The organism is Kitasatospora sp. NPDC089797 (assembly GCF_040684795.1).
Classification (GTDB): Bacteria; Actinomycetota; Actinomycetes; order Streptomycetales; family Streptomycetaceae; genus Kitasatospora.
Genome location: NZ_JBFBGS010000013.1, coordinates 46,014 through 59,742 on the forward strand (window position 1 = coordinate 46,014; position 13,729 = coordinate 59,742).

The 13,729-nt window shown below is 75.5% G+C and carries 8 protein-coding genes and 1 riboswitch; of the genes, 2 read left to right on the forward strand and 6 right to left on the reverse strand.

Features of this window, described 5'->3' with window-relative positions; all coding sequences use genetic code 11:
• Positions 1–33 precede the first annotated feature (33 nt).
• The 6 genes from AB0O91_RS12505 to AB0O91_RS12530 all read right to left on the reverse strand — a co-directional run bounded on the left by AB0O91_RS12505 (position 34) and on the right by AB0O91_RS12530 (position 10,652).
• Positions 34–2,964 carry a poly(A) polymerase gene (locus AB0O91_RS12505; protein WP_363430918.1) on the reverse strand — a complete coding sequence of 977 codons (2,931 nt, stop codon included), beginning with the start codon at positions 2,962–2,964 and terminating at the stop codon, positions 34–36.
• Positions 2,964–4,736 (reverse strand): RNA ligase family protein, encoded by a 1,773-nt coding sequence (locus AB0O91_RS12510; RefSeq protein ID WP_363430921.1) that lies wholly within the window; start codon positions 4,734–4,736, stop codon positions 2,964–2,966. Before AB0O91_RS12510 ends, AB0O91_RS12505 begins: the two co-directional genes overlap by 1 nt.
• An 88-nt stretch (positions 4,737–4,824) precedes the next feature.
• A complete protein-coding gene (locus AB0O91_RS12515; protein WP_363430923.1) occupies positions 4,825–6,150 on the reverse strand; it encodes a M1 family metallopeptidase in 1,326 nt (441 codons plus the stop codon).
• Entirely contained in the window at positions 6,147–7,658 is a 1,512-nt protein-coding gene (locus AB0O91_RS12520; RefSeq protein ID WP_363430925.1) for an ATP-dependent carboxylate-amine ligase, read from the reverse strand. The genes AB0O91_RS12515 and AB0O91_RS12520 overlap by 4 nt, the downstream gene beginning before the upstream one ends.
• Before the next feature lie 260 nt (positions 7,659–7,918).
• On the reverse strand, positions 7,919–8,968 hold the full coding sequence (gene blsF, locus AB0O91_RS12525) for a CGA synthase-related protein (RefSeq protein WP_363430928.1): 1,050 nt from the start codon (positions 8,966–8,968) through the stop codon (positions 7,919–7,921).
• A 349-nt stretch (positions 8,969–9,317) separates the two neighbouring features.
• Entirely contained in the window at positions 9,318–10,652 is a 1,335-nt protein-coding gene (locus AB0O91_RS12530; RefSeq protein ID WP_363430931.1) for a hydroxymethylcytosylglucuronate/cytosylglucuronate synthase, read from the reverse strand.
• Positions 10,653–11,031: 379 nt separating this feature from the next.
• Here AB0O91_RS12530 and AB0O91_RS12535 point away from each other — a divergent pair, with 379 nt between their 5' ends.
• A complete protein-coding gene (locus tag AB0O91_RS12535) occupies positions 11,032–11,673 on the forward strand; it encodes a PadR family transcriptional regulator (protein WP_363430934.1) in 642 nt (213 codons plus the stop codon).
• Entirely contained in the window at positions 11,670–13,247 is a 1,578-nt protein-coding gene (locus AB0O91_RS12540; RefSeq protein WP_363430937.1) for an FAD-dependent monooxygenase, read from the forward strand. Before AB0O91_RS12535 ends, AB0O91_RS12540 begins: the two co-directional genes overlap by 4 nt.
• A gap of 143 nt (positions 13,248–13,390) precedes the next feature.
• A riboswitch (SAM riboswitch) is annotated at positions 13,391–13,533 on the forward strand.
• Positions 13,534–13,729: the final 196 nt, after the last annotated feature.

The window sequence follows — 13,729 nt, forward strand, 5'->3', positions numbered from 1 at the left end:
GAGGCCGAGCAGCTTCGGGGGCGGCTCGGGGGTTCAGAGGCGCTGCTCGCCGGCCGGGGTGAGGGTCGGGACGGCGCCGCACTCGGCGTGGGTGACGTGGACGCCGGGCAGGCCGCGGGACCAGGTGGTGGTGACGGCGGTGAGCCGGGCGGGGGAGAGCGGTGCCGGGCCGAGGCCGATCGGGAAGTGGGTGCGGCCGTCGGGGGTCCGGTAGGGCCGGGGCCAGGCGTGCAGGTGGGTGGCGCCGGCCTCCTCCAGGGCGGTGAGCAGGCCGCGGAGGCGGCCGCGGGCGGGGCCCTCGGACTGCCGGTCGGCGGTGACCACGGCCCAGGCGGCATGGCGGCGGTGCAGCGGGGGCGGGGTGAGCAGGGCGGGCCAGGGGTCGGGGGCGGTGGTGGTGAGCTCCCAGGCGCGGTAGAGCTCCTCGGTGAGCAGATCGCGGGTGTCCGGGCCGACCTGGGTGGTGCAACTGCGGACCGGGGCGGAGGGGGTGCGGACGGTCACTGCGGTGGCGGGCTCCGGGGCGGCGTCGGCGCTGAACCCGTCGCTGAACTCGTCGCTGAACCCGTCGCTGAACTCGGCGGTGAGGGTGACGGGTTGGCGCCAGTCCCAGGAGGCCCAGGTTTCGGTGAAGCGCCGGAACAGGTCGTCGTCGGGGGCGGGGGCAGGGGAGGCGGCGAGGTCGGGGGTCTGGTCGAGGACGGTCCGGGCGGCCAGCACCGACCAGGCCAGCGAGGGCAGTTGGCCGAACGGCGCGCCGTCCAGGCCACGGGCCCGCGCCCAGGTCTTGACCCGGCGGGCCAGCCGGACGAAGCGGTCGTGCCGCTCGCCGAGGGCCGACAGGACCGCCTCGGCGTCCGTGACGGCACTCAGCGCCACCGCCGCGGGCTCGTCCAACTCGGCCCGCCGGTCGACGGCTCGGGCCGGGTCGAGGGTGCCGGTGAACACCGTGACCAGGTCGACGGTCAGCCCGTCCGCCTCCAGCCGCAGGCCCGGCACCCGGGCGCCGCGCACCTCGCGCAGGTGCCGGGCCCCGGGCAGGGCGGCCGCGACGCGGGAGAGCACGCCGGGCAGATCGGCCGGGCCGGGCAGGGCCGCCACCAGATCCACGTCGCCACCGTCCAGTTGGCAGCCCAGCCGACGGGAGCCGACCAGGTGGACCACGCCCTCCGGCAGCGCGGCGCCGATCCGTCGGACCAACTCGGCGGCCCGCGCGGTGCGTTCGGGGGACTCGGCACCCAGGGACAGCACCGGCTCCTCCGGCGGCTCCCGCACCTCGCCCGTCCCCAGGGTGACCACGGCGCGCGGGCGCATCGGCTCCTCGCCCCGCCGGGAGAGCAGCACCAGTTCGCCCACCCGGGCGTCCATGCCGTTCAGTCGGGCCGCGCAGTCGGCGGCCACCCGCTGGGGGTCGGTGCTGCGCCCGAGGCTCAGGTGCGGGGTGTAGCCCTCGGCGCGGCCCCGGCAGCGGGGGAAGCGGCGTTCCAGGGCGTGCCGCAGCGCCGCCCAGGGTTCGGGCGCGGCGGAGGCCGGGTCCAGCCAGACCGTGGCGTCCTCGCGGTGGCCGAAGGTGTGCACGCCCTCCAACCGGGCGGTGAACGGCGCCACTTCGGCGGCGGCCGCGCCGAGCAGCGGCAGGGCGCGGTCGAAGTCGGACTCCGGGACGAAGCCGAACAGCAGGTTGACGTGCGGGGGCCAGCGGTGCAGCTGCGGGTCGTACGCGGCGCGCAGCTGCTGGATCGGCGGCCGGAGGTGTTCCGGCGGCAGCCAGGCGACGGCGGTGCGGGCGGTGGGCGCGGCGTCGAGGACCTCCGGGGAGGGGGCGCCGTCGAGGCCGAGGTCGACGGCCAGGCCGTAGTGGTCGGAGGGGTGGAGGCCGTCGGGGTCCGGCCGGTCGCCGAGCAGGGCGGCCGCGGTGGCGCGGGTCCGGTCGGAGCGGTGCAGCACGCGGTCGATCCGGCCGGGCCGGCCGGTGAGCGAGGAGACGGCGGCGAGCGGGTTGACCGTCGGGTCGAAGGTGGGGGTGTCGTCGGCGGGGCCGTGGACCTCGCTCCAGGCGTCCCGCAGCCCGAGGACGGCGGCGGGGCCGGCCGGGCCGGAGCGGGTGTCGTTGAAGTCCCCGAGCAGCAGCAGCTCACCCTCGACGCCGGCCAGTCCCTCGGCGAGGCGGGCGAGTTCGGACTGTCGACGGTCGGGCCCGTTCGCCGAGTGGTCGCTGCTCAGGTGGACGGCGGCGACGGTCAGTGGGGCGTCGCCGGCCCGGAGGGTGACGGCGGCGACGGCCTTGTGCGCGCCCAGCACGTGCCGTCCGGCGGCCAGGACCGGGAGACGGCTGAGCAGGAGCAGCCCGTACTCGGGGACGTCCCCGCCGGCCGGGTCGGTGCCGAGGGCGTAGCCGTCGCGCACCCAGGGCGCGGCCAGCAGTTGGGCGACCAGGGCCGGTTCGACCTCCTGGAGGGCGATGACGTCGGCGTCGGCGGCGGCCAGTTCGGCGAGCAGCAGCGGGCGTCGGCGGGCGGTGGCGATCCGGTCGGCGTCGTAGCGGTTCCAGAGGGTGTTCCAGGTGACCACCCGCAGGGTGCCCCCGGCAGTGGCCTCGACCGTGGCGGCGTCGGTGGCGGTGGCCGTGGCGGCGTCGGCGGCGGGGCCCCAGCCGGTGTCCGGGCGCCACGCGTACGGGGTGGTGGCGGTGAAGAACGGCGCGGGCAGGTGGCGCGGCTCGGTGCGGCGACCGGCCCCGGCGGTGTCCAGGACGTCCACGCCGGTGGTCCGGTCCCACACCGTCACGCCGTCGGCCTCGACCCAGCGGACCCGGTGCCAGGGGATCTCGCCGGCGGCGGCGAAGGCCTCCAGCGGGATGCGCTCGGTGCGGTCGTCGCGCTGGCGCACGCCCAGGGTGAACCGGGCCGGGTCGAAGCGGGCGTCCCAGCGGATGCGCTGGCAGATCTGTTCGATGGGGCGCATCAGTCCTCCTCGGTGTCGAGCGTGCCCGCCGTGGACTCGACGGTGCCGCCCGGACCGACGTACCACGTGCGGTGCGCCTGCCCGGGGTAGGGCGGCTGGTAACGGTGCAGTTGGGCGGTGAGCACCTCGGGCGGCACCGGGTGCGGGCGGACGGCGTTGCGGCGCAGCAGCTCGGCCTCGTCGACCAGCAGCACCACCTGGGTGAGCAGGGCGTCGCGGCGGCGGGCGATCGTGTGGACCTGGGAGCGCTGCTCGCGGTTGAGCGAGGTGGCGTCCCAGAGCACGGTGGCGGGCGGGGTGGCCGGGGTGGCCGGGGTGAGCGGGGGGTAGGCCAGGGCGGCGTCCAGCCGGGCCAGCGCGGTGCGCAGCACCTCGGGGTTGTGGCGCTGGTCGGCGCGCGAGCCGAGGGCGGCGCGCAGGTCGTCCAGGCTGATCCGGCCGGAGACGCCGGGCAGGGTGGCGGCGAAGGTGCTCTTGCCGCTGCCGGACGGGCCGCAGAGGTGGACCAGGCGCGGGAAGCGGCCGTCGCGCCAGCGCCAGGTGGCGGCGACGGCCTCCTCCACGGTGCTGATCCGACCGAGCGCGTACGCCTCGCGGGCCTGCGCCCAGCAGCGGTCGGCGGCGGTGCGGTCGACCTCGGCCAGGGCCTCGCGCAGTCCGGTGCGCAGCCAGCCGAGCGGGTCGGCGGTGAGCAGCCCGGCGTCCTCGGCGTGCAGGGCGGACCAGGCGACCTGGTCGCGCTCGGCGGGCCCGGGGGCGGCGGCCGCGGCCACCGCGTGCAGCACGCCGAGGTCGGCGGCGCCGGTCAGCCGGACCAGCCCGGCGCGGCGGTCCTCGTCCGGGTACGGCTGGTGCAGGCCGGGGTGGAGACCGACCAGGTCGGCGACCCGGCGGGCCAGCGGGAGGCCGAGCCGCCCGGCGAGCCGGGGTGCCAGCGACGGGCGGCGGGCGGTGCGCAGCACGGTGGCGAGCAGCCCGGCCAGCCGGGCGTCCCCGGTGCGGCCGAGCTCGTCCAGCCGGGCCGCCACCTCCGCCAACTCCTCCGGGGTGCAGTGGAGTTCCGGCGTCTCCAGGAGCTCGGGCAGCCCCAGGGCGGCGGCCAGCCGGGGGAGGTCGGGCTGTCGGCCCGAACGGGCGTCCCAGAGCGGGGCGGTGGGCCCGAGGCCGTTCTCCACGACGGTGGCGTGCATCCAGTGGGTGTCCGTCCGCACGTGCTGCGGGCGGACCCACTTGGCGACCCGCTCGCCGAACTCGGCCCGGGGGAAGCCCCGGACGGTTCGGACCACGAAGCCCTCCTGCCGGTCCAGGTCCAGCCGCAGGGCGCGCAGCGCCCGTTCGTCGTAGCGGCCGCGCCACAGCACCCGGGGTGTCGGGACGCCGAGACGGTGCAGGAAGCGCACGGTGGTGTCCCAGTCCAGGCAGTGGTCCCGGTCCGTCCAGACCGAGAAGCCGTAGAACCAGCTGTCCAGGTCGGTGTACGGGATGGAGTGCCGGGCGAAGAGGTTCTCGCCGCAGATCCGCCAGCCGGCCGGGATCCGGGGGCCGATCCGGTGCTGCAGGCCCTTGACCCAGGCCCGGGACGGGTGGTGGGCGGAGTCCAGCGAGCGGGCGTGCAGGCCGTCGGGGTAGAGCGTGGTGTTCTCGCCGTCCAGCTTCTCGGTGACGACGACCTCCGCCCCGGCCAGACCGGAGACGTCCCCGGTCCGTACGTCGTCCGCCGCCGCCCCCGGTGACCAGGGGAGATGCGGCGTCCTGGGGTAGTGCACACGCATGACCGGCTCCCTGGGCGTCCTTGATCCGGCGGACACTGTAGGAGCCGGTGAGCGGGGTCGGCCAGCGATTAACCGGGCGGTCGGGTTGTCAGTCGATGCGGTGCTCGCGCCAGAACGGCGTCAGGTCGACCGGGGACACGGCCTGGGCGGCGGCCTTGAACTCGGCGGTGGTGGAGACGCCGTACCAGTGGTCGCGGGCGTAGTCGTGCAGCAGCGCGGCCATCGTCTGCGGGCCGATCAGGCGGCCGAGTTCGTGCAGGGCGCAGGAGCCGTGGTCGTAGATGACCGGTTCGTAGCGGTCGGGGTGGGCGTCCCAGTAGCGCATCGGGCTGCTGAGACGTTCCTCCTCGGATTTGAAGGGCGTCGCGGCGGTGCAGCCCTCCTTGGAGTTGCCCATTTCGACGTCCATGGCGTACTCGGCGAAGGACTCGTCGAGCCAGGGCGCGCGGTACTGGTCGTCGCCGACGATGCCGTACCACCACTGGTGGGCCAGCTCGTGGATCACCGCGGAGGGCCGGACCCGGTCGAGGACGAAGGCCGGGTACTCCATGCCGCCGAACTCGAAGGCGTTGTCGATCACCGTGGCGACGTCCCCGTACGGGTAGGCGCCGTAGCGGGCGGAGTGGGAGTCGATGGTCCGCAGCGAGAGGTCCAGCATCGCCCGGGCGTCGGCCGCGGTGACATTGGCGGCCCAGTAGACGGCGATCCGCACGCCGTCGGCGGAGGTGCCCGCGATGTGGCCGAACGGCCCTGCGGCCCAGGCGAATTCGCGGACCTTCCGGGCCCCGACCCGGGTGACCGTGCGGCCGGGCTCGCCGGGGGTGTCGACGGCGGTGCCGGTGGCGGGGACGAGGACGTCGGTGGGGTGGTCGAGGGTGACGGCGAAGTCGGAGGCGAGGCCGAAGAAGGACTCGCCGAGCTCGGAGTACGGGTCCAGGTGCCAGCCCGTCCCGTCGTGGACGGCCAGGACCGGCAGGGCGTTGCCGAGGTAGGTGAAGGCACCGTCGCGGCCGAACCGGTCGATGCCGTCCGGGACGTCGACGGCGAGGTCGAACTCGACGGTGTCCGAGGCGCCTTGGCGCAGCGGGCGGGACAGCGGCACGCGCAGGGCGGTGCAGTCGACCTCGGCGGTGCCGTCCAGGCCGGTGACCCGGACGGACGGGGTGGCGCAGCCGCCGCGGAAGTTGTCCCAGAGCCGCAGGTACACCTCCTGGAGGGGGTCGGGCGAGGTGTTGGTGAAGGTGATCCGCTCGTGGCCGCGCCAGTGCGCACCGGTGGCGTCGCTGCGCAGCTCGACGGTGTAGGCGGGGGCGCCGGGGGTGCGGGTCGGGTCGGCGGGGGTGCGGCCGGGCGGGGCGGCGGCGACCGCGCCGAGCGCGGCGAGCGCGGTGATCAGGGGGAGGAGGCGTCTCACGCCGGGGACTCCTGTCGGTGGAGGGGAACGGGGCGGGGCGGCGGTGGTGGCGGCCGGGATGGCGGCGGTGGTGGGGGCAGGGATGGTGGCGGTGGTGGTGGGAGCGGGGGATCGGTGGGGGTGGCTGTCGGGCCGAGCTCGATGGTGAAGACGTCGAGCACCTCGCGCATCCGCCGTTGCACCTCCGCGATCGAGACGCCGACCACGTGGACGTACCCCGACGCCTGCTCCGGGGGCCGCCGGGCGGACACCGTGTCGCCGACACCGACCTCCAGAACGGCCTCGACCACCCCGGGGACACGCATCAGGTCCTCCGTCGGTGTGATCCGGCAGACCGTCCCGTCTCCGGGCAGGGGCAGCAGGACGGCTCCCGCGCAGCGGCGCAGGCGGTGGGCGGGGTGGGGGTGGCCGGGCTGGTGGTCGAGGTGGTGGTGTGGGTGGTTGTGGTGGGGGAGACGCGGCCGGATGCCCCGGTGGACGTCCAGGGCGGCGCCGAGCACGTCGACGCCGTAGGCGTGCCCGTGGTTGGCCGGGGTCGCGCGGTCGGGCGGCCGGAGCCCGATCCTTTCGGCGTACAGCCGACCGTCGATCAGGCGGAACCCCAGGTGGGCGTAGCCGCGGTCGATGGCCAGGCCGGTGACGATCCGCTGCACCAGCGCGCGCAGGTCGACGGCCGGGGCCTCGTCGGTGCCGACGCTGATGGCGGTGCCCGCTGCAGGGCCGACGGTGTCCGGTGTACGGCCGACGGGGCCCGGTGGGTGCTGGGGCAGCGCGCTCGGCCAGGCGTCCAGCACCTCGCCCCGGTGGATGAGCGCGCAGACCGCCCACTCGGTGCCGCCGAGGAACTGCTCGACCATCCAGGCCCCGGCGGTGAGGTCGATGCCGACGAGCGACCGGGGGCCGTCCAACCGGCGGACGTCCCCGCGGGCGCAGGAGTCCACCGGTCTGAGCAGCACCGGCCAGCCGTGCGCGGAAGCGAACCAGGTGACCTCGCCGGCCGTCCGGACCCGGAGGAAGTCGGCGGTGCGCAGGCCGAGTTCACGGAAGCGTCGCTTCATCTCGATCGTGTCGTGCAGCCAGGCGACCTGCTGGCCGCTCAGGTGCGGCAGCCCCACCAACCGGGCGAAGTACTGAGCCGGGGAGCGGTGCGGCTCGCCCGGGTCGCAGAAGGCGCTCGGCCGTGCGGGCAGTCCGTCGGCCCAGGCGCGGTAGCGGGCCGCCTCCTCGGCGAGCGGGGCTCCGGCGTGCACCCGGAACGTGGGCAGGTGCGCGGTGCGGCGGAGGTGCTCGTCGGGGAGTTCCTCGAAGCGGAGCAGCACGAGGTGCTCGGGGATCGTCCGGACCGCGTACCGGGTGAGCGGGGAGGACCGGTCGTCTACCAGGAGCAGCGCGGGGGCGTCGGGCTCGGATGCGGATGCGGATGCGGATGCGGATGCGGTGGTGGTGGTGGGTGGGCTGTCGGGTGCGTCGGCGGGCGGGGTGCCGCGGCGCCAGGCGGGGGTCCTCACACCGGCTCCAACAGGGCCCGGGCGTCGGCGAAGCCGTCGCGGCCGGGCGCCGACGGCTCCTCGACGGTGGTGCAGAGCATGCGTTCGGGGTGGGCGGCGTGGGACACGGAGGCTCCGTACGGGGCGGTGGGTGTCGGACGGTCGGGGGTGGTGGGCTGGGGGTGTCGGCGGGCGTCGGCCGGTGGTGGGCGTCCGCCGGTGGTGGTGGGGGCGGGATCGGTCGGCGGCGGGTGGCCCGGTGCGGCCGTGCGGGTGGCCGGCTAGAGCGGTGTGAGCAGCAGTCGGCGGACGGTGCGGGCCACGGTCTGGGCGCCGCGCAGGTCGTCCAGCTCCGGGCCGAGTCCGGCCCACTGGACCTCGGGCGACGGGGGCACCCAGACGGCCCGGTCGGCGGCGCGGGGCGGAGCACCGGTGGCGGTCGGGGGCGGTTCGGCAGCTGCGGTGGCGGCTGCGTCGGGGTCTGCGGGGTGGGCCGGATCCGGGGGACCGGTCAGGCCGAGGGTCGGGACCGGGACGATCCGGGTGAGCCGCTCGGCCAAGGCGTGCTGGGCCGGGCCGAGCGGCGGCAGGAAGGCGAGCGGGGCGAGGCGGGCACGGGCCAGCGCCAGGGCGGCCATGGTGGGTGAGGCGAGCAGCAGTTCGGACTCGGCGTGCCGGGCGTCGACGTTGGTGTCGGCGGCGCGGACGACGGCGGTGTCGGGCACGCCGACGGCCGCGGCGCGTACCAGGTCGAGCGAGGTGTCACAGATGACGGTGCAGCCGCCGGTGCGGCGTGCGGCTTCGCGGATCAGCGCCGGGAGCCGGTCGGTGGTGAAGGACTCGGCCTCCTGGGCGGGGACGCCCCAGAGCGAGAGCAGCAGCAGGGCACCGCGCCGGTCGCGGTTGCGGGTCAGCCGGGTCGGTGCGAGCAGGCCGGTCGCTCGGAGACCGGGAGGGTGGTCCAGCCAACCGGCCCAGTGGGCGCGGGGGAGGACGCCGCCGGTGGGACCGGGCTGGGTGAACGAGGAGATCGAGGGGACTGAGGAGACCGGGGTGACCGGCAGGGACGGGGCGAACGGGTACGAGGACAGGTGCAGTACCGGAACCCCGAGCCGGACGAGCTGCGCGGTGGTCGCCTCGTCGTCGCAGACCAGAGCGGCGCCCGGTCGTCGGCCGCCGGGGCGTCGGGAGCCCGGCCACTCGGTGTCGGTGGGCCCGAGCCGGGTCAGGTCCGCGAGGTGGGCGGCGATCCGGCGCAGCGCGAGCAGGGAGTCCAACTGCTCCTCGCGGCAGGCGAGCAGCACGGCCCGGCGGTCGGTCGGCCGGTCCATCAGCCCCGCCACGGCGTCACCGCCCCCGGTCGGGCGGGGCCGTCGTCGTGGCCCGCTGCCGTAGCGGAGCAACTGCGGTGTGCCCGCCTGTGGTTGCCGCGCAGCGGTGCGCCGTGGGGGCCCTCGGCCTCGCCCTGGCGCCGGACGGCACAGCGGCAGGCGGGCCGCCGGCCCCGCGAGGGGGTGAGGACGCGCAGGGAGCAGGTGGCGCGGGCGAGGCGCGGCGGTGTGGTGGGGGACACGAGGACACCTGCGGCCTTTCCGTCGGGAACGATCTCGTCGGGGCTCGGGAGCTCGGGGCTCGGAGCTCGGGAGCTCGGTAGGTCAGGGTTCTGGGCTCGGGGGCACGTCAGTGGGCCGGGGCGGTGGCCTCCCGGGGGAGTCCGGCCAGCAGTTGGACCAGGGCATCGGCGACCTGCGACGCCCCGGCCGTGCCGACCGTGGTGGTGAGAGCGGTCCAGTCGGTGGCTGGGCGATCGGCAGCGGGGCGATCGGTGGCGGGGAAGTCGGGGGGAGTCCGACCCGGGCCCGGCGGGGGAAGGACGTCGGCGTCGACTGCGGCCCCGACTTCCTCGACTCCCCCGGCCAGGCGGCCGAGCAACTGGCCCAGGCCGTCCCGTACGGCCGCCGTGGTCCGGTGGCGGTTGAGGTCGGCGGCGCGGGCGATCCCGCCGTAGATCAGCTCGAGGGCCTTGCCCTCGCCCTGGGCGCGCAGCGCCAGCGCCTCGTCCTCGTCGAACACCTCCGTGGGCCAGCGGACCCGGAGGTCGCTGTCGAGCGCCTGGCTGTGGAAGCGGCCGTTGAAGATCTGGCTGAGGTTCTGCGGCGGCAGGCAGAGCGTGGGAGTCCCGAGCAGACCCGCCTCCAGAAGGGTGGTCAGCCCCGGGGAGGTGAGCAGCACGTCGCAGTCGGCGAGACGGCGCACGAAGTCCTCGTGGGGGAGGGCGCCGACGGTGGTGACGGCCGGATGGGCGCAGGAGTCCACCAACTGTGCGGCCAGCCAGGCGGGCAGGTTCCCCGCGATGTGCACCTCGGTGACCCCGCTCGCGGTGAGCGCCTCCAGCGCCGCGGGCAGGACGAGCTGCGGATAGCTGGCCCAGTCCGTGAGCCGGGGCGCACGCAGGCCACCGAGGCTGAGCACGGCGCGCCGGGGGTGCGGCGTCGGTTCCGCCCGGCGGGTGGCGCCGCCGTCCGCGATCACGGCGTCCACCCAGCGGAGGCGGCGCACGTCGGCCAGCACCCGGGCGCCCTCCGGCGGCAGTTCCACGCACCGCTGGGCGCAGTACACCTCGGCGTCCAGCGGGAGGTCGGAGCGGTCGCCGTCCGTCCGGAGGAACGGCAGGCTGTCGACGAACACCACCGGAACCCCGCACGCCCGTAGGGCGTTCGCCAGCGGGCCGTCCCGCATCACCAACGCGGCCTGCACGCGCTGCGCCCCGACGATCCGGCGCAGTTCCTGTTCGGACCTGGTCTCCGGGAGGTCGAACCAGCGCTCCACCGGATGGTCGGCGAGCACCGGTCTGCCCAGCCCGGAGGCCAGCCCGACGAAGCGCAGCCGGTCGCCGCCCCGGTGCCTGAGGGCGGACAGCACCGCGCCCAGCTTCCCCGAACTGCCCCAGCCGGACTCCACTCCGGCCACGGCGATCGTCCGGGTCTCCGCCCGGCCTTCCACCTGCGCCTTCATCCGTGTCAGCTCCCCCCGCTCGTTCCGGATCCTCCGGTCTGCCCCGTCGCTCCGTCGTTCCGTATTCGTACCAGGCCGGAGCTGTCGGCCCGGTTCGACTACCTACAAAAATTCGAACCCTAACCACCTCACCGAGTGAAGTCGCCCTCCTGTGGATTGACGTGGGGCGGTTCATCGGTCGATCGGCTCACCAGATGAGCTGCGGGCCCGGGTCCGGGTCCGGGCCCGGACCCGAGCCCGGGCGCCCGCGTCCGCCGTCGCCCCGGCGGTGATCACTCGTCAAGTCAGCCTCTGAAAAAGCTCTTTGGCGCCCCAGGGCAGGCATCGATGTCGTATGGTCGGTTCCTACTATTAGGAACCGGTGAGTGTGATACCCGACGTGACACCCAGACGGAAGATCTCCAACACGCTGGCGCTGGCCGTCCTCGGCCTGCTGCGCGAACAGCCCATGCACCCCTACGAGATGGCCGTCACCCTGCGCGAACGGCACAAGGACAGCAGCTTCAAGGTCAACTCCGGCTCCCTCTACGACACCGTCGAGGCGTTGGTGCGACACGGCTGGATCGAGCCCGTGGAGACGGCCCGCGCCGGCCGCCGGCCCGAGCGCACCGTGTACGCGACCACCGCACTGGGCCGGAGCGAGTTCGTCGGCTGGATCGACGAACTCCTCCGCACGCCCGTCGCGGAGTACCCCAAGTTCATGGCCGCCGTGTCCTACCTCGGCGCACTCGGCCCGGACGGCGCGGCGGAGGCCCTGACCGAACGGGCCGGACACCTGGTCCGCCGGATCGAGGAGACCAACGCGGTGCTGGCCGACACGGTCGGCTCCGGCAAGGTGCCCCGACTGTTCATGATCGAGGTCGAGTGCGCGCTGCACGCCTGGGAGGCCGAACTCGCCTGGACCCGGCGCACCGTCGCCGAGATCCGCGACGGCAGCCTGTTCTGGCCCGAGGTCCGGCGCTCGGAGGACGGCGGTTGGACCTGGACCCGCCCCACGGACGAGGAAGGAAGCATCCCATGACCGGACAAGGGCCCCGCCCGACGGCCGAGGTGCTGATCGTCGGAGCCGGCCCGGCCGGCCTGCTGCTCGCGATCGAGCTCCGACTCGCCGGCGTCGACACCGTCGTGATCGAACGCCACCCGCAACGCCCGGACCACTGCCGGGGATTCAACCTCAACGCCCGCGCCCTGGACCTGCTGGCCCGGCGCGGCCTCGCCGACCGCCTGATCGCCGAGGGCTGGCAGGTGCCGCACGCCGCGTTCTCCGGCCTGCCGGTGACGCTCACCCTCGCCGACGCCCGCACCGACCACCCGTACTCGCTGGGCATCCCGCAGACCAGGGTCGAGGAGGTCCTGGAAGCGCACGCGCTCGCGCTGGGAGCGGACATCCGGCGCGGACACGAACTGCGCGCCCTGGCGCAGGACTCGGAGTCCGTCACCGCGACCGTCGCCGCCGCCGGGCGCGAACACCGCATCCGGGCCGCCTACCTGGTCGGCTGCGACGGCGGCCGCAGCACCGTCCGCCGACAGACCGGCATCGACTTCCCTGGCACCCCGGCGACCGCCTTCTCCCTGCTCGGCGACGTCGAACTCGCCGACCCGGCGGCGCTGCCCTTCGGCACGAGCACCGGCCCCGGCGGGAGCGTCCTCGTCATCCCCCGCCCCGGCTACGTCAGGATCATCACCGGCGACCGGCAGCCCCCGGCGGACCGGGACGAACCGGTCACCCTCGACCTGCTCCGGAGCGCCGTCGGCGAAGCGCTCGGCCGCCCCGTCGACCTGCGCGCCGCGCGCTGGACGACCCGGTTCGGCAACGCCGCCCGGCAGGCGGCCTCGTACGTCCGGGGCAGGGTCGTCCTGGCCGGTGACGCCGCGCACATCCACCCGCCGGCCGGGGCGATCGGCGTCAACGTCGCCCTGGACGACGCGTTCAACCTGGGATGGAAACTCGCCGCCACCGTCCGCGGCACCGCCCCGGCCCATCTGCTCGACAGCTACCACGTCGAACGCCACGCCGCCGGTGCGCGGGTGCTGGCCGACACCCGGGCCCAGGTGCTGCTCGGCACCGCGGACGACCGGCTCGGGCCGCTCGTCGACCTGTTCACCCGCCTCGCCCGCCACTCGGCGGGCAACCGCGCCCTCGCCGAGACCGTCACGGGCCTGGACACCCGCTACGGAACGCACCCCGACACCGCCCACCCCTGGCTCGGCCGGCTCGCCCCGGACCTCGCGCTGCGCACGGGGCAGGGCCCGACCCGGGTGTCCGAGCTGCTCGCCTCCGGCCGGGGCCTGCTGCTCGACCTGACCGGGGGCAGTGCGCTCCGCGCGTCGTCGTCGGCGATCCCGGTGTCGGCGATCCCGGTGTCGGCGATCCCGGTGTCGTCCTCGGCGGCAGGCTGGGCGGACCGGGTGACCACCGTCACGGCGAGCTGCCCCGAGCACCCCTGGTTGCACGCCGTCCTGCTCCGACCGGACGGGCACACGGCGTGGCTGCGCAGCGCCGACGGCGACCGGCCCGACCGATCCGACGGGCTCCCGCAGGCGCTGCGGCACTGGTTCGGCGAGGCGACGGGGGACCGGCCGACGGCGGCCTGACCGGACCCCTGCCGACCCTCCGTCGAGACCCGCTTCCGTACCCCGCCGCCGGGACCCGCCGTCGGGCCTCGGCGGCGGGGTCGCCCGTAGCGATCGGGAAAAGGTTTGGCGAGCTACCCGGGAAGTCTTGTATCGTTCTCCGCGAATCATCCAGAGGGGTGGAGGGACCGGCCCTACGAAGCCCCGGCAACTCCCCGTTCGACCCGGCGTCCGAAGTACGCGCCGTGCCGTCCGGGGTCAGTGCCAACTCCGGCCTGTCGCCAACGTGGCGCGGGGAAGATGAGGAGACACGGTGCTCTCTGTGCTGTCGCTGTCCTTCGCCCGGGCGCTTCCCGCCCCGGCCCTTTCGCGTACCCGTCTCGTGTCCGGCGCAGGCATTCGGCCGACTTCCCAGGCCTGTCCTCGCTGACCACCCCGCTCCCCACCCCACCCCGTGGAGCACCCGTGAGCCGAACCCACCCCTCGCTCGCGGGAACCGAGAC